Raw genomic sequence first — 23,342 nt, 5'->3', positions numbered from 1 at the left:
GCCCGTAGGCGCCGCGTCGAGGTCTCTCGTCGTCGAGCCATGTCCGTTCTGCGAACTCTCTCGCCCATCTAGTTAGATCGACTAGCGAGTCTGTGTAACCATTCGTACGTACCGATTCACGGCGGTACAAGGCCGAGGAACAGGGCCTCACGAACACATGCACCTCGAGGTCAGCGCAGGGCTGGCAGGAACGAGCAGGACATGACCACCACGCACCACTCCCCCTTCTCCGAGATCCGGGACGCCGACCGGCAGCTGACGCTCTTCGTCGTCGCGACCTCGGCCCTCGCCGCCTGCGGCACGCTGATCGCCGGCATGCTGTTCGCGATGGGCGCTGGCGCATGAGCGCGTCGACCTCCGCGACCGCAGCCGTGACGGACGCCGGCCACCACCTCCTGGCCGAGACCCAGCCGCTCGACCTCGCCGAGCTCTTCGACTCGGAGGCGCTCCGATGAGCGTCGACCTCCGTCGCCTCACGCACGAGGGCCTCGTCGCCGCCGTCAGCGGTCGAGTGGGCGCTGCCGTGCGCCCCACGGCGACCGAACTCGACAGCTTCTACGTGCGCGAGCGGTCGGTCCCCGCGGCCCGCATCGAGACCTACCCGCGTCGCCGCCGCGTCCGCGACGTCGTGGCCTCGATGGCCGAGTCGGTCGAGACCGGCGCCCGCTCCCTCGACGCCGTTCGGCCCCTCGAAGTCAGCTACGCCAGCTTCTTCGTCGACCCCGAGGCCGTGTCGGCCCGCGACGACCGCGAGATGGCTGTCGCCTCGTGACCTTCGCCGACCGCATCCTCGGCTCCGCGCCGGACGACCACGTCGCCTACTTCGACACCTCGATCGACGACGACGACCTCGACTGACCGCGACGACAGCCTCTTCCTGCCCCTCCTGACCCCGACGACCTGACCACTCAGAGGACACGACCCCCGCATGCCGCACAAGATCCAGGCAGCCCGCCTGCACGCCGCCCTCGAGGCCTGGCGCATCACCGAGCAGCGACTCGACCGCCGTGGCTCGGCGGGTGCGCTGCCACGGACCGAGCGTGACGCACTGGCCCTGGTGCTGGCAGCGGAGCAGACCGACGAGCCGATGACGCCCAGCACGCTGGCCGCGACCCTGGGGTTCTCGACGCCTGCGGTCTCGAACCTGCTGCACCGCCTCCAGGACGCCGAGCTGATCACCTGCACCCCCGACCCTGCCGACGGCCGCCGCAAGATCGTGACGACCACCGAGACCGGGCGCGACGCCTGCGACACGGTGACGAGTGCGCCCCACGTGCGGAAATTCCTGATGGGCGTGCCCGCCGAGCAGGCGGAGGCGGTCAGCGCGTTCCTGGACGAGCTCAGCTCGGTCATCGCCCAGCAGCAGACCACGGCTCCCGTCTCGGCCCGCTAGGCGCCGCTCGCCGGTCTGGCTGCGGCCCGGCCCCGTCGTCGACGTCGGGCACCTGTCCCGTCCCGCCGGGTAGCCTCGGGGTCATGGACGACCGGGACGACGACGCGACCGCGGACGACCGGGACGCACCGCGCCTCCTCGCCGGCCGCTACCTCCTCGGCGACGTCCTCGGGCGAGGCGGCATGTCGACGGTGCACCGCGCCGACGACCAGCTGCTCGGGCGGACCATCGCCGTCAAGCTGCTCAGCGCGCAGGGCTCCGACCCGGCCGACGCCCAGCGGGCCCAGAACGAGGTCGCCGTGCTCGCCTCGCTCAGCCACCACGCCCTCGTCACCTTGTACGACGCCGACGTCGCGCCGACGAGCGGCCCGGGCTGGCTCGCGATGGAGCTCGTCGACGGCCCGTCGCTCTCGTCGCGCCTGGCCGAGGGCCCGCTCGACACCACCGACGCGGCGCAGCTGCTGGTCGACCTCGCGGGCGCGCTGCACGTCGCGCAGACGGCCGGCATCGTGCACCGGGACGTCAAGCCGAGCAACGTGCTGCTCGCGCCCTCCCCCGTGCCCGGTCGCCGCTGGTCGCCCAAGCTCGCCGACTTCGGCATCGCCTCGCTCGTCGACTCGACGCGCGTGACCGCGACCGGCGCCGTGCTGGGGACGGCCGCGTACCTCAGCCCCGAGCAGGCCCTGGGAACGCGGGTCGGGCCGGCCTCCGACGTCTACTCGCTCGGACTCGTGGTGCTCGAGGCGCTGACCGGGGAGCGGGCGTTCCCCGGCTCGATGATGGAGTCGCTGACCGGGCGCCTGCACCGTGACCCCGTCGTCCCCGACGCGCTCGGCCCGGAGTGGGCCTCGCTGCTGCGCGCGATGACCGCGCGCGAGGCGGAGGCACGGCCGACCGCCCTCGAGGTGCACGCCCGGGCGGACGCACTGGTCGCGGGAGGGTCACGCGCCGACGACGCCCGGACCGGCGCCGCCACGGCACTGATGCCGAGCGCGGACGGGGACGCCGCGACGAGGCGCCTGCCGGCGGGTGCGGCAGCCGGGCTCGGAGCCGCCGGCCTCGGAGCCGGTGCCGCGGGCGCCCTCGCAGGGTCGGGCGCCGCCGACGCCGCCACCGAGCGCTTCGGCGCCGTGGACGGCGGCACGGGACGCCCCGCGGGGTCCGGTGCCGGCGCCGCCGCTGGTGCCGGCACGGGAACGAGCCCCGACGGCTCCGCGGCCGCGCCCGAGCGACGCAGCCGTCGCGGTGCGGTGATCGCCGGCCTCGTCGCGCTCGCCCTCGGCGCCGCCGCCCTGATCGGCTTCGCCGTCACCCAGGGCGACGACGAGCCCGTCGCCCCGGCGACCAGCGACTCGCCTGCTCCGTCCGAGACGACTCCGGCCGAGACCGAGACCGAGCCTGCCGACACGCCCTCGCCCTCCACCGAGGACGAGGAGCCGGCACCCGAGCCGTCGACGGCCGAGCCGACCGACGAGACGAGCTCGGAGGCCCCCGCGCCCGAGCCCAGCACCCCGGTCGAGGAGCCTGCACCCAGCCAGCCGAGCCAGCCGACCGCGCCGGGCAACAGCGGGAACAACGGCAACGGCAACGGCAACGGCAACGGCAACAGTGGACCGGGGGCGAACAACGGCACCGGCAACGGCGCCGGGGTCGGGACCGGCAACGGCAGAGGCCTCGGCGGCACGGCCGTCGACCTGGGCGGCGTCGGAGGACCCGCCGCCCCCTGACCACCCGGGGCGGCTCGCCGGACGGTCTCCGGCCGTCCGTCGACCGCCCGTCCTCCCGACCGTCCGCTGGCCGCTGAGCGAAGCGCCCCGGACGGGGTGGGTGCGCGGACGCCACGACAGGTCCATGCTGGGCGCGCCCGGGACGATCCGGGCCTGACCGGAGGGAGCCCCCGTGACGTACCCCGAACCGCACCGCTCCTCCTCCGTCCGGCCCGTCGGCGACCGTGAGCGGCGGGTGACGCTGCTCGTCATCGTCGGCTCGGCCCTCGCGGCGGGCGCGACGGCCACGGCGGGCCTGCTCACGGTGCTCGGCCTCCTCTAGCCGCCCGAGACCCGATTGCCGCCGGAGGCCCACGGCACCGGCACGCGATCGTGAGACGAGGACGGCCGCCCCGAACTGGGGAGTCCTCATTTCTGTGGACATCGATAGCGTTGCATCGACCGGTGGGGGATCAGTCGTCACCGTCGTGCGGCGCCGCTGGGAATCGGCTCGTCACGACCGCGCCGGTCGCGACCGTGACCGACCGACCCGACCGAAAGACCGATCACATGGCCTCCTCGTCCCACCGCGCCCGCGCGCGCCTCCGCACCACACCCCTCGCCGTCGTCACCGGCCTCGTCGCCGCCGTGCTGATGGCCCTGACGATGTCGGGGACGCTCTCCGCGTTCACCGCGAGCATCGCGAACGCGAACAACACCGCCACCACGGGCACGCTCCTCATGCGGGAGGTCGGCACGCCCGGCGCCACCTGCTACAGCAACGGCGCCGACAAGGCCTCGGCGTCGACCGGCGGCAACTCCGCCACCTGCACGTCGAACAACAAGTTCGGCGGCGGCACGCTCAGGCCGGGCACGGCGCGCAACGTGAACGTCAGCGTCTTCAACGACGGCACCCTGGAGGCGAGCACCTTCACCCTCGCGAGCACCGGCGCCTGCGTGGCGGGCAAGACCGGGGACACGAGCGGCACGGCCACCGACATCTGCAGCAAGGTCTCGCTCGTGCTCACCCAGGGCACCACGACGGTGTTCACGGGCACGCTCGCGGATCTCGGCGCCCGTACGACGCCCTTCACGCTGCCCGTGGTCCCCGCCGGTCAGAAGGCGGACTTCGTCTTCGCCGTCACGCTCGACGGTGCCGCCGGCAACGACTACCAGGGCCTCACGGCCACGGTGCCGCTCAAGTGGACCTTCACCGCCTGAGCCGGTCGACGACCGCGTCCGAGCCGACCACGGCCGCGACGCCGTCGTCGGCCCGGCGCCCGGCCCGCCGACGTGACGTGCTGCTCGCCGTCGGCGTCGCCCTGGCCCTCGGCCTGCTCGTCGCGCTGGCCGTGCTGCACCTGGCCGGCGCCCGCACGTTCGTCGTGCGCACCGCCTCGATGGGCACGGCCGCGCCCGTCGGCACGCTCGTGGTGACGACGCCCGTCACGGTCGACGAGCTCCGGGCGGGCGACGTCGTCACCTTCACCCCGCCCGGACGCACCGGCACGACGTTCACCCACCGGGTCGTCGACGTCAGCTCGACAGGCGTCGCGACCCGCGGCGACGCGAGCCAGGCCGACGACCCGTGGCGGCTGACCGACGCCGACCTCGTGGGCCGCGCCTCGGTGCTGCTGCCCGGCGTCGGCTGGCTCGCCCGGGCCCTGCCGTGGCTCGTCGCCGGCGGCGTCGCCCTGCGGGCGGTCACCCTCCTCGTGCCCTCGCGGACGCACCGCTCCGCCCTGCGGGTCGTCGGGTCGACCGTCGTCGTCGCGGCGGTCTCGGCCGTCCTCCGCCCCTTCACCGCCGCGACGGTGCTCTGGACCACCGCCTCCGACGACGGGCTCGGCGGCACGGCGACCGTCGCCTCGACGGGCATGCTGCCGTCGCGGCTCGCGACCGAGCACGGCTCGGCGGTCGTGCTCGCGTCGGGCGAGCTGGGCACCCTCGACCTGCCCGCGCTCTCGGCCGACGCCCCCGCCGGCGGCGGGGTCCTCGTCTCGATCGCGCCGCACCTGCCGCCCCTCGGCTGGCTCGTGTTCGGGCTTGTCTGCTGCCTCCCGCTGCTCTGGTGCCTCGTCGTCGGGCTCGCCCCGCAGACCGTCGGCCGACGATCGGGCGCCTCGTGAGGGGCCGGGTCGTGCGCGGTCCGGTCACGGGCCGGCGCCTCCTCGTCGTCGTCCTGCTGCTCGCCGCCCTCGTGGCCGGGCTCTGCACCGCCAGCCCCACCTCCGGCGCCTGGACGGCCGCGGTGCGCGACACGGGGAACACCGCGACGACGGCCTCGTCGTTCGCGCGCACCACGAACGCCCTGCCGTACCGGTCGAGCTTCGCGGGCGGCGCCTCGGACTGGACCACCTACGGCGGCTGCTGGCAGACGATGACGCCGAACGACTTCGGCATGTACTACGAGACCTGCGGGAACGACCAGGCAGGCGCCGCCCCCAAGGCCGTCACCGGCAGCGCCGACTGGACGAACTACACCGTGCAGGCCGACGTCAAGCTCGACAGCGGCAAGCAGGTCGGCCTGCTGGCGCGGGTGAGCTCGCCGTCGGCGGGGCTCGACGAGCACAACGGGTACTGGGCCTACGTCAGCTCGACGGGCAAGCTCGAGCTCGGGCGCATGACGAAGGGGTCGTACGAGTTCCTCCGCACCGTCGACGTGCCGGGCGGCATCGCGTACAACACCTGGTACCACCTCGTCGTGCAGGTGCGAGGGTGCAACGTCACGGTCTCGCAGAGCACCGTCGGGGCGACCGGTCCCGGCGCCGTCACCGCGTTCCGCCACTTCGACTCGGGCTGCGGCACGGTGCACCAGAAGGGCATGGTCGGGCTGCGCACGTTCGAGGCGACGGGGGCCTGGCGCTTCGTGACGGTGACCGAGGGATCGCTCGCCGTGTCGCCTCCTCCCGCCACATGGAACGCCCCGTGGAAGACCGGCAGCGCGCCCTCGTTCACGACCTACGGAGGCAGCTGGGCCGCCGACGCGACGACGGAGACCTACTCGAACAGGCAGTCGGGCAAGGGCGACAAGTCGGTCGACACGTCGCAGAGCTGGGGGGACCTCTCGCTGACCGGCGAGGTGCGTTTCGACGCCCAGTCGGCGACCTACCTCGACGCGGGCTTCAACGTCCGGGTGCGGGACCCGGGCACGGGCACCGACCAGCTCGACGGCTACTACGGCGGCATCTCGAGCACGTCGCTGATCGTCGGCAAGCACGTCGGAGGCACCTGGCGGCAGTTCGCCCGCACCCCCCTCGCTGCCACGGTGCCGCAGGGCCAGTGGCAGCACCTCACCGTCGAGATGGTCGGCTGCACGATCACGGTGACGGCCCAGGCGTCGTCGGGCGGGCCGCAGACCACCGTGTCGCACACCGACACGGGCTGCGACACGACCCCGGGCAACGTCGGGGTCCGCACGCTCGCGATCCCGGCGTCGTTCCGCAGCACGGCGGTCACGCCGCGCTAGGCGGGCCCCGAGGAGGCGCGGGCCGGCCGGGCGAGTACGCTGCCGGCCCGCAGCGGGTGCCGGGGGACGCCACGTCACCCGGCACCTGACCATCGCCCCTGCACGTGGACGGGGCCGGCCCGCGCCTCCTACCGTTCACGTCGGCGGGCACGGCCTCGGACGAGGTCGCCCACCAGTGCCGGCCCCTCCGGGGTCGGCCCCCGGGGCTCGCCCGCCCCACGACATCACGACAAGAGGAGAACACCATGGCACAGGCCATCGAGACGATCGACGTCGAGGTCCCCGTCCGCACCGCGTACGACCAGTGGACCCAGTTCGAGGAGTTCCCGAAGTTCCTCGACGAGGTCGAGTCGATCACGCAGACGACCCCCACCCTCACGGTGTGGAAGGTCAAGGTCGGACCGGTCGAGAAGACCTTCGAGGCGGAGATCACCGAGCAGCACCCCGACGAGCGCGTCGCCTGGACGAGCACCGGCGGCGAGGTCGACCACGCCGGCGTCGTCACGTTCCACAAGCTGAGCGACACCGAGACGCGCGTCACCGTGCAGATCGACTGGACCACCGAGGGCATCCTCGAGAAGCTCGGCGCGGCCATCGGCTCCGACGGCCGGGCCATCAAGAAGGACCTCGCCAACTTCAAGCAGTACATCGAGTCGAAGGGCCAGGCCGACGGGTCCTGGCGCGGCGACGTGAAGGCGTAGTCCGCACGGCCGGGCCTCGGCCCGCAGACGACGACGGCCCCGTTCCTCCCTCGCGGAGGGGCGGGGCCGTCGCCGTGCGCGGCGGGGCGCTGCTGCTGTCGCCGCTACTTCTTCGCCTTCGTCGCCTTCTCCGGGTCGTTGCCCCAGTTCATCAGCGAGAAGCGCCACTTCGAGTCGTGCGCGTCGCCCTCCGGACCCTGCGCGGAGTGCCGGTGCACGTAGCCCGTGACCTTCTTCATGTGGGCGTAGTCGTCGTCGCCCAGGTCGGCCACCTTCGTACGGAGGATCGTCACGATCCGGCGTCCGCTGTCGTGCCCCACCGACTCGGCGCCGTCGGAGGACTTCTGTCCCACCTCCTTCGCCTCGTCGGTCTCGAGCCACTGCTCGAGCTCGTGCGGGGTCATGTTCACCGCGTCGTGGAAGTCGTCGCGGATGCCCTTCTTCTCGTCGTCGTCCATCGGCCCAGCATGCCCCCGGCCCTCGCGGCACGGCCTCCTCACCGACGGCTCTCGGCGAGCTCGGAGGCGCGGGGGTTGCGCGGTAAGGGTGACCTAAGTACGGTTCAAGGACGGGTGGTCGACCGACCGCCCGATCCGAGCATCGGAGTCACCCGTGGCCCACGACGTCGTCCCCTTCTCGGAGCTGCTGCGGGCCCGGACGACCAGCCGGCACGGCACCAGCAGCGGCGCCGACTTCATGACCGACCTGCTGCGCGGCACCTGCGACGTCGACGACTACGCCCAGCTCGTGGCGCAGTACTGGTTCGTGTACCGGGCGCTCGAGGGCGCCTCCGGGTCCATGTCCGGGCACCCGGTCGCGGCGCCGTTCGTGACGGCCGGCATGAGCCGGCTGCCCGCCCTCGAGTCCGACCTCGAGTTCCTGCTCGGCGACGCCTGGCGCGACCGCGTCACGGCGTTGCCCGCGACGCGCGAGTACGTCGAGCGGCTCGAGACCGTGGCCGCGACCTCGGCCGGGGCGTTCATCGCCCACCACTACACGCGCTACCTCGGCGACCTGTCGTGCGGGCGCTTCATCAGCACGCTGCTGCAGAAGCACTACGGCTTCGACGTCAACGGCGTGGGCTTCTACGTCTTCGCCGAGGTCGCCGACCCGGCGTGCTTCCGCGCCACCTACCGCGAGCAGCTCGACGCCGCCCCGTGGACCGACGCCGACAAGGAGGCGGTGGTCGCCGAGGTCGCGCTCGCCCACTCGCTGGACACCCGCCTCCTCGACGGCCTCGAGGCCGACCGCCGGGCGCGCCGCGCCGCCGCGTCCGCCGCCTGACGGCGCGCCGGGTCAGGGCAGGATCGAGTCCACGTACCCGCCGTCGACCCTGACGGCGCCCCCGGTCGTCGCCGACGCGAAGGTCGACGACAGGTAGACGACCATCGACGCGATCTCCTCGGGCTCGATCAGGCGCTGGAGGAGCGACTGCGGCCGGTGCTCCTTCATGAACTCGCGCTGCGCCTCCTCCCAGGGCAGGTCGCGCGAGACGAGCTCGTAGACGAAGTCCTCGACGCCGGCGGTGTGGGTCGGACCCGCGATGACGGAGTTGACGGTGACGCCGGTGCCCGCGGCGGCCTTGGCGAAGCCGCGCGACACCGCCAGCAGCGAGGTCTTCGACATGCCGTAGTGGATCATCTCCGCCGGGATGACGACGGCCGAGTCGCTGGCGATGTTCTGCACCCGGCCCCAGCCGCGCTCGGTCATGCCCGGCAGGTAGGAGCGGATCAGCCGGACCGCCGACAGCACGTTGACCTCGAAGTAGCGGCGCCACTCGTCGTCGTCGATCGAGAGCGGGTCGGCCGATCCGAAGATGCCGAGGTTGTTCGTCAGCACGTCGACCTGCGGCACGGCGGCGAGCACCTGCTGCGCGCCCTCGTCGGTCGAGACGTCGCCAGGGGCCGCGACGAAGGAGGCGCCGGGCGCGTCACCCAGGAGGCTCGCCATCGCCTCGTCCACGCGGGAGGCGGTGCGCCCGTTCACGGCGACCGTCGCGCCTGCCCTGGCCAGGCCGAGCGCGATCGCGCGGCCGATGCCCTGGGTCGAGCCGGTCACGAGGGCGGTCTTGCCGGTGAGGTCGATGTGCACGGGGAATCCTTCCGTCGGTGCGCGGAGAGCGACTCCCCGCGCTCGTTCAGCATGCCTCAGGCGGGCGCGCACCGACGAAGCGAGGCGGCGGGCGGAGGAGGCGGCGGCGGACCGCCACGGGACACGGTGTCAGCGGCCCGGCGTAGGGTCGCGGCATCGAGCGAGAGGGACCACGTGACGACACGCGACATCAGCACCTTCGGGGCGACGACGACGGCGGCCGAGACCCTCGAGGGCGTCGACCTGGGCGGGCGGACGGCCCTCGTGACGGGCGCCTCCTCGGGGATCGGGGTCGAGACGGCCCGCGCCCTGGCCGGGGCCGGCGCCCGGGTGACGCTGGCCGTGCGCGACGTGGCCGCGGGGCGTGCGGTGGCCGACGACATCGCGCGCACGACGGGCGGGCCCGCGCCCGACGTGGTCGAGCTGCACCTCGACCGGCCGGCCTCCGTCGGGGGCGTCGCCGCAGCGTGGACCGGGCCGCTCGACATCCTCGTCGCCAACGCCGGCGTCATGGACTCCCCCGAGACGTACACGGCCGCGGGGTGGGAGCTCCAGTTCGCGACGAACCACCTCGGCCACTTCGCGCTCGCGCTCGGCCTGCACGGCGCCCTGGCCGCGGCTGGCGGTGCCCGCGTCGTCTCCGTCTCGTCGAGCGGCAACGGCGGGTCGCCCGTCGTGTTCGACGACCTGTTCTTCCGGCGTCGGCGCTACGAGCCGGGCCTCGCCTACGCGCAGTCGAAGACGGCCAACGCGCTCTTCGCCGTCGGGGCGAGCGCCCGCTGGGCCGACGACGGCATCGTCGCGAACTCGTGCATGCCCGGCGGCATCTGGACGGGCCTGCAGAAGCACTGGGACCCGGACGTGCTCGCCGCCACCAAGGTCGCGGCGGCCGACGCGGTCAAGACGCCCGAGCAGGGCGCGGCCACCTCCGTGCTGCTCGCCACCGCGCCAGAGCTGGCGGAGGTGCGGGGCCGCTACTACGAGGACTGCCACGAGGCCGAGGTGGTCGACGAGATCGTCGACGGGCTGCACGGCGTCCGCGCCTGGGCGCTCGACCCTGCCCAGGCCGACCGCCTGTGGGACGTCTCGCTCGCCCTCGTCGACACGGAGGCGCGCTCGCGCGCCTCAGGCACGCCCGCACCACACGAAGGAGCACCCTCATGACCGACAGCCACGTCTGGTTCGTCACCGGAGCGAGCCGCGGGCTCGGCACCGACATCGTCCGCTCGGCCCTCGCCGCCGGCCACTCGGTGGTCGCGACCGGCCGCGACGTCGCGGCCGTCGAGTCGGCGGTGGGAGCCCACGACCGCCTCCTCGTCGTCGCCCTCGACGTCACCGACCCGGCCGCGTCCGACCGCGCGGTGGCCCAGGCCGTCGACCGGTTCGGACGCGTCGACGTGCTCGTCAACAACGCCGGGAACTTCTTCGCGGGGTACTTCGAGACGCTGAGCGCCGACCAGTTCCGCTCGCAGATGGAGACGAACTTCTTCGGCCCCCTCGCAGTGACCCGCGCCGTGCTGCCGGTGATGCGCGAGAAGCGTTCTGGCCAGGTGATCACCGTCACGTCGACCGCCGGCTTCGTCGGCGCCGAGTTCACCTCGGCCTACGCCGCGTCGAAGTTCGCGCTCGAGGGCTGGTCCGACTCGCTGGCCGCCGAGGTCGCCCGCTTCGGCATCTCGGTGATGGCCGTCGAGCCCGGCTTCTTCCGCACCGAGCTGCTCGTCGAGGGCTCGTCGACCACCTGGCCCGAGCTGCACGTCGAGGACTACGCCGAGGGCACGGCCAGCACGATCGAGGCCTGGAAGGGCATGAACGGCACGCAGGGAGGCGACCCCGCGAAGCTGGCGGAGGCGATGGTCCGGTTGTCGGACGGCCCCGAGCTGCCTGCCCGCTTCGTCGCCGGGGCCGACGCGATGCGCGCGATCGAGGCCAAGCAGGCGACCGTGCAGCGGCAGATCGACGCGCTGCGCGACGTGTCAGGGGCGCTCTCGCACGACGACTGATCCGCCCTCAGGTCGGATGTCGGCGGCGTGTGGCACGATGCAGCTCTTCCTGCCCAGACCCCTGCAGAGACGAGACGATCCCCGATGTCGGACGAGTCCGTGCGCCTCGACGTGCCGGCGTACAGCCGTGCCGTCGAGCAGGGCACCGACCTGCACGAGGTGCTGCGCAGCCGCGCCGACCACCACGGCGGGCGCCGGTTCGACGCACGCCCCTCCAGCGCGCCCTTCTCGTACCGCTACGTCACGGCGGGCGACGAGCGGGTCAGCCTGCAGACGTCGCACTTCAGCGGGCACATGGAGGGCGAGATCCCCTTCCCCGACACCCACTTCGTCATGTGGTTCCGCAGCGGGTCGGCGACGGTCCGTCGCGGGTCGGAGGCGTACCGCACCGAGGGGTCGACGCCGTTCCTCATCCCCGCCGAGGACTCGTTCCAGTTCGAGTTCCGGCCGCGGCAGAGCCACCTGGTCCGGCTCGGCACCGCGTTCCTCGAGCAGACCGCGACCGAGCTGCACGGCGGGCCGGCCCAGCGCGTCGCCTTCGACACGTCGAGCGCGCCCGGCGCGGAGGCGATCGCCGACTGGCGGACGACGATGGCGGGGGCCACCGAGGCCGTCGTCGGCGAGGTCGTCCCTCCCCTCCTCCGGCTCGAGGCGCAGCTGAGCACGGCGCGGGCCGTGCTCCGCACCTGGCGCTGGCAGGTCGTCGACGTCCCCCGCTCGCTCCGCACGCCCGGCACCGTCCGCGTGCGGCACGCCCTCGAGTACCTGCACGCGCACGCGGCCGAGGCGATCAGCCCCTCCGACGTCGCGGCTGCCGTCGGCCTGCACACCCGCAGCCTGCAGCTCGCGATGAGCGAACACCTCGGCACGTCGCCGTCGGCCTACCTGCGCCAGGTCCGACTCGATCGCGTGCGGGCCGACCTGCTCGCCGCCTCGCCGCACGAGACGACGGTCGCCGCCGTGGCACGCCGCTGGGGCTTCGGCAACCTCGGCCGCTTCTCCGCCAGCTACGCCGACCACGTCGGCGAGTACCCGCGCGACACGCTCGCGCGCTGAGGGCGCGTGGCCGGCGGGCGGCACCCGCGGCGCGAGCCCGGCGGCCGGCCGCCAGCCGCCAGCCCCTGGTGCCGCGTCCTCCTGCGTCGACACCCGCCGATCCCGCGCACACCCCCGTGCGCGCCGCAGGGCGCGCGCGGGTTCGAGGGGTGTGCGCGGTTCGACGGGCGCGCGCGGCTCGACGGCTGCGCGGGTTCGAAAGGCGCCCAGCTCGACGTGGCGGCGCGCAGCAGCAACGGCGCGGCTAACGTGGCGGCATGCCCACGACTGCGAGCTCGGCGTGACCAACGGCCCCGGACGCGCCGTCCCGATCAGCCGCGTGTTCCCGCGGTGGTACGTCGCCGGGGCAGTGGCCTCGATCGTCGTGATCGCCGTGTCGCAGGTGGGCCAGCCCGCGGTCGTCTGCTTCTGGGGCCCCGTCATCGGCCTCACGATCCGCGACCGGCTGGACGACGCCCGGAGCCGTGCCGTCGAGGGACGCGACATCTCACGAGCCGCACTGCTCGGCCCGGCGTGGCTCGAGCCGGTCCTCTCGCTGCTGCTCACCTCCTTCGCGATCGGCCTGTCGTTCCTGTTCGGGGCAGTCTTCGACGGCCTCGCGGCGCACGTCGTCTGGACCGGAGTCACCCTCTGCCTCGCCAGCACCCTCGCGTACCCGCTCATCCTGCTACGGGGCCGTCGCCGGACGCGTCGCCGCGAAACCGCAGCCGACGACGTTTCCGCCTCCGAGGTCGCGTCGAACTAGCGGCGCCCCTGCATCGGGTCGTCCGCACCCGCATCACCCGCGGGCGCCCATCGCGCGCGCCCCGGGGGCGTACGCGGATCCCGAGGGTGCGGGCGGGTGCTGAGGGCCGGGCGCAGCCCCCGCTCTGGGGCGTGACGGCACGCTGCGGAGCAGGCAAGCTCGAGTGACCCCCTCGGAAGGCCCCCATGCTCTCGATCGTGTACACCAGTGCCGCCCGCACCCCCTTCGACGACGGCGACCTCGCCACCCTGCTCATGAACAGCCGTGCGAACAACCGCCGGCTGGGGCTCTCGGGGTTCCTCATGCACAAGCAGGGGCGCTTCGTCCAGGTGCTCGAGGGTCCCGACGCCGCGGTGCAGGCCCGCTACGACGTGATCGCCGCCGACCCGAGGCACACCGACCTGGCCGTGCTGCTGAGCGAGCCGATCGAGGAGCGGCGCTTCGCGGACTGGTCGATGGGCTACCGGCCGGCGACCGACGAACTCGCCGAGGCGATCCCGGGCTACGCCGACGTCACCGGTGCGGCACTCGACGACCAACGCAGTCGGGTCGACCTCGACCCCGCCGTGCGTGCCCTGCTCGACTGGTTCCGCGCGCCGGTGCCCGCCGGCGCCTGAGCACGCCCGCGCCCGCCGCAGCCGACGACGAGCTACACCCCCGAACCGGCGCTACACCCCCTGAACGCGAGGTGTCGTGCGGGATCGGGGGTGTAGCTCGGGGTGACGTGCCCGCGGCCGCGGCCACGGCCGAGCGACCTCGCGGGCTAGACGTCCGACTGCGCGTCGTGCTGGGCGGCGCGCTCGCGCACGTCGCCCTCGCGGCTGCCGGTGCCGCCTCCGTCGCGGTGGTCGGCGTCGGCCTGCTCGGACAGGCCGTCCGTCTTCTCCTCGGCCGTCGCCTCCTCGGCGCCGTCCATCATCGGGCTGGTCATGGTCTCGTCGGACTTGTCGTCGGTGCTCATGTCGCGGACCGTACGCCCGGCCCCCGCGAGAGCACCCCGAGCTCGCTGTGAACCACCGCACCCAGGAGGCGCGGGCCGGGCACCGCAGGAGGCGCGAGCACGGTCCGGCAGGCGCGGGCCGGGCACCGCAGGAGGCGCGGGCCGGGCACCGAGGGCGCGTCCGAGACCGCCCCGGTCAGCGCGCTCAGCGCGCGAGCGTGTCGCGCGGGTACTCGCCGAACCGCGCGGAGTACGACGCCGAGAAGCGGCCGAGGTTGCCGAAGCCCCACTTGCGGGCGACGTCGGACACGAGCACCGAGCCGGGCTCGGACGAGAGCAGGTCCTGCCGGGCCCGGTCCAGGCGCACGTGCCGCACGTAGTTGGTGGGGCTCGAGCCGAGGTGCTCGCTCATCAGCAGCTGCAGGGTGCGGGTGTGCATGCCCGCCGCGGTCGCGATGTCGGCCGAGGTGATGGCCTGGTCGGCGTAGGCGTGCACGTACTCCGCGGCCTGGCGGAGGCGGCGGGTGCGCTCGGTCCGCAGGGCGTCGGGCACGTCGATCGCCCGCCAGGGGAACAGGTCGAGCATGCCCCGGACGAGCGCCTGCTGGGCGGCGTGCCGGGCCAGCGCGGGCGTCTCCTCGCCGACGATCAGCGGGGTGACCTCGCCGAGGGTCGTCCGCCACGCGGCGAGCGCCTCGTCGGTCGGCACGGCGGCGTAGTCGAAGACGATCCGCTGCGGCGGCCCTGCGTGCCGCTCGCTGGCGACCGCCTCGAGGAACGCCGCGTCGACGTGCACGATCCCGTGTCGGTGCGGCGTCATCGAGAACGCGAACGAGGTCTCGCTCGGCGTGAGGAACGGCCGCGAGCCCTCGCTCGTCAGCTGCCCGACGGGGTAGTCGACGGTCACCGAGCCCGAGCGGAACCACGACATCACGTAGTCGCGCGACCAGGGGATGACGCCCTGGAGGTGCGCGGTGAAGGTGCCGGTCTGCAGGCTGACGCGCGAGTCCCCCGCGGAGGCGAAGCGCGAGACGAACGGCTCCCCCGCGAGACGTGCCCGGAACTGGCGGCCGTCGAGCACGCTCTCGAGGCTGCTGCGCGCCTCCTCGAGGTCGTCGGTCGCGAACTGGACCTTCTCGAAGCGCGGCTCCGCCTCGGGCTCGACGGCGGCGGAGTCCTCCATGTGCCCGGGGAGACGGGCCTCCAGGTCGCTGGCGTCGGCGGCGCTGGTGCTGGCGGTGCCGGTCGTCCCGGTGGATCCGACGGTCTCGGTGCTGGTCATGAGTGGTTCTCCTGGTCCGTTCCCGGCCTGCGCCCATCGCTGGTGAGACGGGCCCGCCTCTGTCAGGACGTCCCGGCGAGCCGGTTCGTCACAGATGCGCGGGCACGGAGGTGCAGGCACGGATGAAGCGGCTCCATCCTCTCGCACCGACGACCCCGCGTCACCACCCCCGAGCACGGGCCTGATCAGCCGCACCCGTGTCCCGTCTCGTCCCGAGCATCCCGTCTCGTCGTGGTGCGACGGGATGCTCGGAACGAGACGGGACGGCCAGAGGCCCCGCGAGGGAGGCGCGCGCGGCGACCGCGGGACGGCCCGGCCGGCCCGGTCAGCTCGCGGGCAGCAGCACGTCGGGCGCGGCGCCGTCGTCGTAGCCCGACGTGATCCCGGCCAGCAGGACGACCAGTCGGCGCGACTCGACGTCGCCGAGGCCGGCGACCTCCGCGAGGGCCCCGAGCCTGTCGCCGCCTGCGGCCGCGAGCACGGCGGCGTGCACCGCGGGCGTCAGCGCGAGCCGGATCCCCCGGCCGTCGGCCGGGTCGGGCCGGCGGACCAGGTAGCCCCGTCCCTCGAGCCGCACGACGACGGGCGACATCGCGCTCGTCGAGATGCCGAGGTGGGCGGCGACGTCGACGGGGCGGGCGTCGGCACCGCGCAGCTCGAGCCGCGCGAGGAACTGGACGGCGGCGAGCTCGCTCGCCCCGATCCCCAGCTTCTTGCGGAGGCGCGCCCGGAAGAGGGCCTCGGCGTCCTGCATCGCGTGGATGGCGGCGAGGACGCCGTTGTCGCCTTCGGTCGTCTCGTCGGTCATGGGGACTTCTCGATCGGGCCGCGAGCGTCCGTGTCGTGCGGAGGACGAGCGCAGGCGCCCATGCAAGCACACCTGCGGCTCCGCCCCGGCCGAAGCAGGTCAGCCAGGTCGCCTCAGCGAGCGACGTGCGCGCCGCGGCGGCGACGCGTGGCGGCCGTCACGACGAGCGCGACGCCCGACACCAGCGCGAGCCCGGCGAGCAGTGCGGGCACCGTGCTCTCGGCGCCGGTGTTCGCGAGGCGCCCGGCGGAGAGCTGGCCGCGGGTGCGGTCGGCGACGGGCGTGACCGGGACGACGGGCGTCACGGGCGGCGTGGTGACGGGCGGCGTCGTGACGGGCGGCACGACGATCGGCGGCACGACCGCCGCTGCGTCGACGGTGATCACGTACGTCTCGCTGTCGTCGGGCGCGTCGCCGTTCGACGCGGTGATCGTCACGGTCGTCGAGCCGGGCGTCGTGGGCGTGCCCGAGATGACGCCGGTGCCGGAGTCGAGGCTCAGCCCGGCAGGCAGGGTGCCCGCCGTCACCGTGAAGGTCGGCGAGGGCGCGCCGCTGGCCGTCACGGGGAACGTGTAGGGCCTGCCCGCCGTGGCCGTGGTGGGCGCTCCGGAGGTGATGGTCGGGTTGCTCGTCACGTCGCCGGCCGCGCAGTCCTCCGGCACGGTGATCGCGTCGTTGATCAAGGTCACGGCGCCGGTGCGGGCGAGGAGACGGCCGATCACGGTCGTGCCGTCGTTCACGCTGACGGAGGTCTGCGCGAGGACGGTGCCCCGGAACTGCGATCCCGTACCGATGGTGGCCGAGCTGCCGACCTGCCAGAAGACGTTGCAGGCGCTCGCGCCCGGGGGCAGGATCATCGTCGTCGCCGAGCCGATGGTGAGGGAGCTCGACGCCTGGATGACCCAGACCGACTCGGCCGTGCCGGCGAAGGTCAGGGCGCCGTTGGCCGACAGCGCGACCTCGCCGCCCGAGTAGACGCCGGGGGTCAGCGACCGACCGGCCAGCTCGGTGATGCCGGACTCCTGGGGGGTCAGGGACCGCGCGACGTCGTAGGCGGTCGTGAGGTCCGCCTGCGCCTGGGCCGAGGCGGCGTCGTTGACGTGCACGACGCCTCCCGCGGCGATCACGCCTGGGCCCGTCGCGGGGTCGAACCCGGTGATCGCGCCCTCGGCGCTCACGCCGATGTCGCCGTCGACGACGCTGGCGCCGGTGTTGGTGATCGCCGAGCTCGCGAGCACGCCGTAGGTCGCAGCGGTGCCGAGCCCCACCGGGCCCGGGATCACCGTGTCGGCCTGGGCCGGCAGCGCGGCCGTGAACGTGAGGGCGGCGGCGACGCCGAGCACGACGGCCGTCCGCGAGAGAGGGAGGGTGGACGTCGTGCGGGCCATCGCGGCACCTGACTGCGGAGAGGAGGCACCAGAGCACACGTGTCGGACGTGCTGATGTTCCCCGTTGCTCGAGATATACGCCTGATCCACGACAAGCACAATGATCGTGCTGGTTCTCTCGGCTGGCGTCCGACCGGCCGTACCCCGACCGGTGGCGTCGCCCCGTACCCGGACTGGCCCCCGGTCGAGGGCCAGCCCGGGCCGGCAGTCGGGACGGCGGCCTAGGAGGCGCGCACCACCAGAGCAGGCAGGGTCGCGCCCTCGGGCCCGGTCACCTCCGCCGCGCCTCCTCGCCTCTCGACGCGGAAGACGGTCGGCTCGGCCGTCGCCTGGTCCGTGACGGTGACCTCTCGTACCCCGTCGGGACCGGGGAACACGTGCAGCGTGAGCCCGTCGAGGTAGTCGTAGTCGGGCCGGTCGTCGCGGGCGCCGACCGGGACGACCGCGCCCTCGCGCACGTACAACGGCAGGGTGTCGAAGCCGTGCCGCTCGGTGCGCCACGACCCGCCCTCGACGACCTCGCCGGTGAACCAGTTCGTCCAGCGGCCGTGCGGCAGGTACACCTCGACGGTGCCGTCGACCGAGAACACCGGCGCGACGAGCAGGTCGGGGCCCAGCATGTACTGCGTGTCGACGTGCACGACGGCGCGGTCGCGGTCGAACTCGAGCACCATCGGACGCATCACGGGCACTCCCCGCTCGTGCGCCTCGACGCCCGCCTGGAACAGGTACGGCATCAGCGACAGCTTGAGCTTCGTGAACGACCGCGTGACGTCGACGGCCTCGTCGTCGAACAGCCACGGCACCCGGTACGAGCTCGACCCGTGCAGCCGCGAGTGCGACGAGAGCAGGCCGAAGGCGAGCCAGCGCTTGAAGACGCCCGCGTCGGGCAGCCCCTCGAAGCCGCCCATGTCGTGCGCCCAGAAGCCGAAGCCGCCCATCGACAGCGACAGGCCGCCGCGCAGCGTCTCGGCCATCGAGACGTGGCTCGACGAGTTGTCGCCGCCCCAGTGCACGGGCATCGTCTGGCCGCCGACGGTCGCCGAGCGGGCGAAGACGACGGCGTCGCGCTCGCCGCGCTCGTCGACGAGCACCTCGTGCACGGCACGGTTGTAGAGCTGCGCGTAGAGGTTGTGCATCGCCTCGGGGTGGCTGCCGTCGTGCCAGACGACGTCGGTCGGGATCCGCTCGCCGAAGTCGGTCTTGAACGAGTCGACGCCCTGCGCCGTGAGCTGCCGCAGGTAGCCCTGGTACCAGGCCACCGCCTCCGGGTTCGTGAAGTCGACCAGCGCCATGCCGGCCTGCCACATGTCCCACTGCCAGACGTCGCCGTTCGCTTTCGTCACCAGGTAGCCCGCCGCGGCGCCCTCGGCGAAGAGCGGCGAGCGCTGGGCGATGTAGGGGTTGATCCAGACGCAGACGTGCAGGCCCTTGTCGTGCAGGCGGGCGAGCATCGCGTCGGGGTCGGGGAACGCGCGCGGGTCCCAGACGAAGTCGGTCCAGCTGAACTCGCGCATCCAGAAGCAGTCGAAGTGGAACGCCGACAGCGGCAGGTCGCGCTCGGCGAACCCGTCGATGAACGACGTGACCGTCGCCTCGTCGTAGTCGGTCGTGAAGCTCGTGGTCAGCCAGAGGCCGTAGCTCCAGGCCGGCACGAGGGCGGGCCGGCCGGCGAGCGCGGTGTAGCGCTCGAGCACGTCCTTGCCCGTCGGCCCGGCGATCACGAGGTACTCGAGCGACTCGCCCTCGACCGAGAACTGCACGCGCTCGACCGACTCGGTGCCGACCTCGAACGAGACCGCGCCGGGGTCGTCGACGAGTACGCCGTAGCCCTTGTTCGTCAGGTAGAACGGCACGTTCTTGTAGGCCTGCTCGCTCGAGGTGCCGCCGTCGGCGTTCCAGATCTCGACGGTCTGGCCGTTCTTGACGAGCGGCCCGAAGCGCTCCCCCAGCCCGTAGACGTGCTCGCCGACGCCGAGGTCGAGCTGCTCGTGCACGAACGACCGGCCGGAGGCGTCGGTCACGTACCCGACGGAGCGGTGCCCCGACCCCGTCAGCCGTTCGCCGCCCGAGCTGAACTCGAGCGACCAGGGGGCGCCCTCGCCCACGGTCGCGGTGAGCGCCCCCGAGGTGAGCGTGCCGACGCCGTCGACGACGCTGACTTCGCCGACCCGCGAGCCGTCGTCGCCGGGCAGGTCGAACCCGCCGCGGCCGCGCGCGCCCTGGTGGTGGTCGATGCGGACGCGGATGACGCCCTCGGCCGGCGACGACAGCGACACGGTGAGCATCGGCCGGTTGAGGGTGTCGCCGCGCCCGGCGATGCGCTTGGTCGGGGCGTAGGCGACGAGGCCGCCGTCCTGCTCCCAGACGTCGTGCGCCTCCTGGGCGTACAGCGCGGTGACGCCGGGCAGGATCTCCCAGTAGCCGTCGGTGAACTTCATGCGGTGCTGCCTTCCGGGTGCGCGGGGTGCGGGGAGGAGGTGGCCGGCGAGGCGACGGCCGAGGAGGTGCGGATCGGCTCGGTCATCAGCCCTTCAGCCCTCCCGAGATCAAGTCGAGCCGCCAGAAGCGCTGCAGGAACAGCACGAGCAGCGTGAGCGGGATGATCGACACGGCCGCCCCGGTGATGGCGAGCGAGTACAGCGCCGGGGCGCCGGACCCCTTCGACAGCAGCGTGTAGAGGCCGACGGTGAGCGGGTAGTCGGCCTGGTCGCTGAGCATCACGAACGGCAGCAGGAAGTTGTTCCAGATGCCGACGAACTGCAGCAGGAACACGGTCACCATGCCGGGCACCATGATCGGCAGCACGATGTGCCGGAAGATCCGCCACTCGCCCGCGCCGTCGATCCGCGACGCCTCGAGGATCTCCTGCGGCACCGCCGACTGGGCGAACACCCGCGAGAGGTAGATGCCGAACGGGCTGATGATGATCGGCAGCAGCACCGAGATCGGCCCGCCCGCCAGCCCGATCTCGCTGAGCAGGATGTACTGCGGGATCGCCAGGGTGATGCCCGGGATGAGCACGCCCGCCAGGATCATGAAGAAGATCAGGTCGCGCCCGCGGAACGCGAACTTCGCCAGCGCGTAGCCCGCCATCGTCGAGACGAGCGTCGACAGCACGCCGCCGACCCCCGCGTAGAGCAGCGAGTTCGCGGCCCACAGCCCGTACTGGCCGCCCTCGTAGGCGAACAGGTCGCCGAGGTTGCCGAGCAGGCCGGTGCCGGGGGCGAACGAGAACGAGGTGAAGAGCTCGCCCGGCGACTTCGACGAGGCGACGAACACCCACGCCACCGGCACGAGGCAGTAGAACGCGCCGATCAGCAGCACGATCGTGGGCAGCAGCTTGCCCCGGCGGCTCGCTCGGGGCGAGGGGCCGCCCGAGCGGGTGGTCCTGCCGGCCGTGCCCGCGCCTCCTCGGCCGGTGTCGGCCTCGGCACGGGCGCCGCGGCGCGTGTCGAGGGCGGTCACGAGACGCCCTCCTTCCGGCGGCGGTTCGCGACGCCGAGCACGATCGCCGACAGGGCGACCGTCCCGAGCGCGAGGATGGTCGAGGAGGCGGCGGCCGACGGGAGGTCGTCGGTCAGGAACGCGTCGCGGTAGATGGTCATCAGCGGTGCCCAGCTCTGGGTGATCTCGGTGGTCAGGGGACGGAGGGTGTTCGGCTCGCCGTACAGCTGCAGCGTGCCGATCAGCGCGAAGACGCCGGTGAGGACGAGCGCGGGCACGACGAGCGGCACCTTGATGCGCAGGGCCACCTGCAGCTCGCTGGCGCCGTCGAGGCGGGCCGACTCGTAGATCTCGGCGGGGATGCCGCGGAGCGAGGTGTAGATGATGATCATGTTGAAGCCGACGCCGCCCCAGATGGCGATGTTGGCGAGCGACCCGAAGAGGCCATCGGCCTCGAGGAACGGGATCGGCCCCCAGCCGAGTGCGTTCGTCACGTACGAGAACGGGCTCGTGCTCGGCAGGTACATGAAGCCCCAGAGCAGCGCCGCGGTGATGCCGGGCACGGCGTAGGGGATGAAGATCGCCGTGCGCGCGAACCGCTTGGCGCGGACGGCGGGCACGTCGAGCAGCAGCGCGAAGAGCAGCGCGAGCCCGAGCGTCAGCGGCACCGCGATGACCCCGTAGATGCCGAGCCGGCCGAAGCTGGCGAGCAGCTCGGCGTCCTGCAGCACGGCGACGTAGTTGTCGAGGCCGACGAAGCGGTCGACGCGGACGCCGAGCACCGACGCCCCCTCCTCGATCCGGTAGGCCCGGAGGCTCGACCAGATCGTGTAGCCGAGCGGGATCAGCATGAACACCACGAACAGCACGACGGCCGGCGCGACGAACAGGTAGGGAGCCAGCGGGCTCCGGCGTCGGCCGCGTGCCGGGCGCGGGGCCGGGCTCGCGGTCACGGGGTGCGTCATCTCGGGGCGCAGCGCGGTGTCAGCCATTCGTGGTCACCTGGTATCCCACTTCCTCCATGTCGGCCACGACGACGGCCTGGGTCGCGACGAAGGCGTCGCGCCACGGGGTGCCTGCCCTGATCGCGGCGTTGAGCTCGTCGGTGAGCGTGGTCGTCGCGAGCGCGACGTTGGGTCCCCACGTGGTGGGGAGGACGTCCTCCGAGACCTCGGCGGCCACGTCGTAGAACTCGGTCTGCTGCGGCATCAGCGAGGGCGGCGCGTTGCCGATCGCGAGCTCCTGGCCCTCGATCGACGCGGGGTAGACGCCGCGCACGTCGAGCAGCGACTGGTTGCCCTCGGTGCTCGTGTTCATCCACTTGGCGAACGCCGCCGCCTCCTCGGGGTGCTCGCTGTTCTTCGTGACGATCAGCGCCGAGCCGCCCTGGAACGGCACCGCGGCGTCGCCGGGCGTCCACTCGGGCAGCGGCGTGATCTCCCACGATCCGGAGGTGTCAGGGGCGACGCCGCCGAGCACGCTCGGCGCCCAGATGCCCGCGGCCCAGCCGCCGATCGTGCCGTCGTTGACGCGCTTGTTGTACTCGGGCGAGAGCACGGGGTCGGTGTCGATCGAGCCGTCGGCGGCGAGCTGCTCGAAGAAGTCGGCGACCTCGAGCATCCGCTCGTCGGCGATGCCGACCGTCCAGCCGTCCTCGTCGACCGACCACCAGTCGGCGCCGGCCTGCGCCGAGACGCCGGCCCAGAAGCCGAGCTCCCCGGCCGGGACGGCCGCGAGCACGGTGTCGGGCCGCTGCTCGTGCACGGCACGGGCGACGGCGCCGAACTCCTGCCACGTCGTCGGCACGGCCTGGCCCGTCTCGGCGAGCAGGTCGGCGCGGTAGGTGAGCACCATCGGCCCGGCGTCCTGCGGCAGCGCGTACACCTGGCCGCCGAAGGTCGTCTGGGCCCAGGTGCCCTCGGTGAACGCGTCGTCCACGTCGGCCACGAGGTCGGTGATGTCGCGGGGCACGTCGGCGATCACCAGCGACGGGATCGTCGTGTACTCGGCGAGCGCCACGTCGGGGGCGTTGCCGGCCCGGCTCGAGGTCAGGAGCTTCGCGGCCGAGTCCGTGCCGCCTCCTGCGTCGGTGTGCCGCACCTGGACGTCCGGGTTGGCGGCGTTCCAGAGGGCGACCTGCTCGGTCTGTCCGACCCCCCAGCCCCAGTACTCGAGGCGGACGACGTCGTCGCCGCCCACGGCGGAGCAGCCGCTCAGCGCGGCTCCCCCGATCAGGACGGTCGCGAGGGCTGCGGCCCTCACGGTCTTCGGGTGTCTCATCTGCATCTCCTTCGACGCGGGCGGTGCGGTGCG

At 73.3% G+C, this 23,342-nt stretch carries 25 protein-coding genes; 15 read left to right on the top strand and 10 right to left on the bottom strand.

Annotated elements, in window-relative coordinates; genetic code table 11:
• Positions 1-201 precede the first annotated feature (201 nt).
• The 9 genes from IFT77_RS15625 (at position 202) to IFT77_RS15585 (ending at position 7,269) form a co-directional block, all read left to right on the top strand.
• Positions 202-345 carry a hypothetical protein gene (locus tag IFT77_RS15625; RefSeq protein ID WP_158614632.1) on the top strand — a complete coding sequence of 48 codons (144 nt, stop codon included), beginning with the start codon at positions 202-204 and terminating at the stop codon, positions 343-345.
• 106 nt (positions 346-451) lie between these two features.
• Positions 452-772 carry a hypothetical protein gene (locus tag IFT77_RS15620; RefSeq protein ID WP_192043247.1) on the top strand — a complete coding sequence of 107 codons (321 nt, stop codon included), beginning with the start codon at positions 452-454 and terminating at the stop codon, positions 770-772.
• Positions 773-928: 156 nt separating this feature from the next.
• Entirely contained in the window at positions 929-1,393 is a 465-nt protein-coding gene (locus IFT77_RS15615) for a MarR family winged helix-turn-helix transcriptional regulator (RefSeq protein ID WP_192043246.1), read from the top strand.
• 83 nt (positions 1,394-1,476) lie between these two features.
• Positions 1,477-3,120 (top strand): serine/threonine-protein kinase, encoded by a 1,644-nt coding sequence (locus tag IFT77_RS15610; RefSeq protein WP_192170553.1) that lies wholly within the window; start codon positions 1,477-1,479, stop codon positions 3,118-3,120.
• A gap of 172 nt (positions 3,121-3,292) precedes the next feature.
• Positions 3,293-3,442: a hypothetical protein gene (locus IFT77_RS15605; RefSeq protein ID WP_192043244.1), complete on the top strand. Its 150-nt coding sequence runs from the start codon at positions 3,293-3,295 to the stop codon at positions 3,440-3,442.
• Positions 3,443-3,669: 227 nt separating this feature from the next.
• The gene (locus tag IFT77_RS15600; RefSeq protein WP_192043243.1) at positions 3,670-4,320 is read left to right on the top strand and encodes a hypothetical protein; all 651 of its coding nucleotides are present in this window, start codon (positions 3,670-3,672) and stop codon (positions 4,318-4,320) included.
• On the top strand, positions 4,302-5,228 hold the full coding sequence (locus IFT77_RS15595) for a signal peptidase I (protein WP_192043242.1): 927 nt from the start codon (positions 4,302-4,304) through the stop codon (positions 5,226-5,228). The genes IFT77_RS15600 and IFT77_RS15595 overlap by 19 nt, the downstream gene beginning before the upstream one ends.
• Positions 5,229-5,239: 11 nt before the next feature.
• Positions 5,240-6,568 (top strand): family 16 glycoside hydrolase, encoded by a 1,329-nt coding sequence (locus tag IFT77_RS15590; protein ID WP_192043241.1) that lies wholly within the window; start codon positions 5,240-5,242, stop codon positions 6,566-6,568.
• A 245-nt stretch (positions 6,569-6,813) separates the two neighbouring features.
• Positions 6,814-7,269, top strand: coding sequence for an SRPBCC family protein (locus IFT77_RS15585; RefSeq protein WP_192043240.1), 456 nt, complete (start codon positions 6,814-6,816; stop codon positions 7,267-7,269).
• Positions 7,270-7,373: 104 nt separating this feature from the next.
• Here IFT77_RS15585 and IFT77_RS15580 read toward each other — a convergent pair whose 3' ends face one another.
• Positions 7,374-7,727 carry a DUF3140 domain-containing protein gene (locus IFT77_RS15580; protein WP_192043239.1) on the bottom strand — a complete coding sequence of 118 codons (354 nt, stop codon included), beginning with the start codon at positions 7,725-7,727 and terminating at the stop codon, positions 7,374-7,376.
• A gap of 154 nt (positions 7,728-7,881) precedes the next feature.
• Between IFT77_RS15580 and IFT77_RS15575 the strand changes: the two genes are divergently transcribed.
• The gene (locus tag IFT77_RS15575) at positions 7,882-8,553 is read left to right on the top strand and encodes a biliverdin-producing heme oxygenase (RefSeq protein WP_192043238.1); all 672 of its coding nucleotides are present in this window, start codon (positions 7,882-7,884) and stop codon (positions 8,551-8,553) included.
• Between the two features lie 12 nt (positions 8,554-8,565).
• Here IFT77_RS15575 and IFT77_RS15570 read toward each other — a convergent pair whose 3' ends face one another.
• On the bottom strand, positions 8,566-9,360 hold the full coding sequence (locus tag IFT77_RS15570) for an SDR family oxidoreductase (RefSeq protein ID WP_192043237.1): 795 nt from the start codon (positions 9,358-9,360) through the stop codon (positions 8,566-8,568).
• Between the two features lie 174 nt (positions 9,361-9,534).
• Here IFT77_RS15570 and IFT77_RS15565 point away from each other — a divergent pair, with 174 nt between their 5' ends.
• From IFT77_RS15565 to IFT77_RS15545, 5 genes are all read left to right on the top strand, one after another.
• Positions 9,535-10,524, top strand: a complete 990-nt coding sequence (locus tag IFT77_RS15565; RefSeq protein ID WP_192043236.1) for an SDR family NAD(P)-dependent oxidoreductase — start codon at positions 9,535-9,537, stop codon at positions 10,522-10,524.
• Entirely contained in the window at positions 10,521-11,363 is an 843-nt protein-coding gene (locus IFT77_RS15560; RefSeq protein ID WP_192170552.1) for an SDR family oxidoreductase, read from the top strand. Before IFT77_RS15565 ends, IFT77_RS15560 begins: the two co-directional genes overlap by 4 nt.
• Before the next feature lie 84 nt (positions 11,364-11,447).
• Positions 11,448-12,419, top strand: coding sequence for a helix-turn-helix domain-containing protein (locus tag IFT77_RS15555; protein ID WP_192043234.1), 972 nt, complete (start codon positions 11,448-11,450; stop codon positions 12,417-12,419).
• 280 nt (positions 12,420-12,699) lie between these two features.
• Positions 12,700-13,164, top strand: coding sequence for a hypothetical protein (locus IFT77_RS15550; protein WP_192170551.1), 465 nt, complete (start codon positions 12,700-12,702; stop codon positions 13,162-13,164).
• Positions 13,165-13,361: 197 nt separating this feature from the next.
• Entirely contained in the window at positions 13,362-13,781 is a 420-nt protein-coding gene (locus IFT77_RS15545; RefSeq protein WP_192170550.1) for a BLUF domain-containing protein, read from the top strand.
• Positions 13,782-13,927: 146 nt separating this feature from the next.
• Here IFT77_RS15545 and IFT77_RS15540 read toward each other — a convergent pair whose 3' ends face one another.
• From IFT77_RS15540 to IFT77_RS15505, 8 genes are all read right to left on the bottom strand, one after another.
• A complete protein-coding gene (locus IFT77_RS15540; protein WP_123546943.1) occupies positions 13,928-14,125 on the bottom strand; it encodes a hypothetical protein in 198 nt (65 codons plus the stop codon).
• 184 nt (positions 14,126-14,309) lie between these two features.
• A complete protein-coding gene (locus IFT77_RS15535) occupies positions 14,310-15,386 on the bottom strand; it encodes a helix-turn-helix domain-containing protein (protein WP_192170549.1) in 1,077 nt (358 codons plus the stop codon).
• 325 nt (positions 15,387-15,711) lie between these two features.
• Positions 15,712-16,194 (bottom strand): MarR family winged helix-turn-helix transcriptional regulator, encoded by a 483-nt coding sequence (locus IFT77_RS15530; protein ID WP_192043230.1) that lies wholly within the window; start codon positions 16,192-16,194, stop codon positions 15,712-15,714.
• A 113-nt stretch (positions 16,195-16,307) separates the two neighbouring features.
• Positions 16,308-17,582: an ice-binding family protein gene (locus IFT77_RS15525; protein ID WP_192170548.1), complete on the bottom strand. Its 1,275-nt coding sequence runs from the start codon at positions 17,580-17,582 to the stop codon at positions 16,308-16,310.
• A 221-nt stretch (positions 17,583-17,803) separates the two neighbouring features.
• On the bottom strand, positions 17,804-20,023 hold the full coding sequence (gene yicI, locus IFT77_RS15520) for an alpha-xylosidase (RefSeq protein WP_192170547.1): 2,220 nt from the start codon (positions 20,021-20,023) through the stop codon (positions 17,804-17,806).
• An 85-nt stretch (positions 20,024-20,108) separates the two neighbouring features.
• Entirely contained in the window at positions 20,109-21,050 is a 942-nt protein-coding gene (locus tag IFT77_RS17595) for an ABC transporter permease subunit (protein ID WP_192043227.1), read from the bottom strand.
• Positions 21,047-22,021, bottom strand: a complete 975-nt coding sequence (locus IFT77_RS15510; RefSeq protein WP_244638883.1) for a carbohydrate ABC transporter permease — start codon at positions 22,019-22,021, stop codon at positions 21,047-21,049. Before IFT77_RS15510 ends, IFT77_RS17595 begins: the two co-directional genes overlap by 4 nt.
• Positions 22,014-23,309, bottom strand: a complete 1,296-nt coding sequence (locus IFT77_RS15505) for an ABC transporter substrate-binding protein (protein WP_192170546.1) — start codon at positions 23,307-23,309, stop codon at positions 22,014-22,016. Before IFT77_RS15505 ends, IFT77_RS15510 begins: the two co-directional genes overlap by 8 nt.
• Positions 23,310-23,342 lie beyond the last annotated feature (33 nt).

The sequence above is a fragment of the Frigoribacterium sp. CFBP 13729 genome (genome assembly GCF_014841875.1).
GTDB lineage: Bacteria > Actinomycetota > Actinomycetes > Actinomycetales > Microbacteriaceae > Frigoribacterium.
This window is presented reverse-complemented; position numbering and strand designations above follow the sequence as displayed.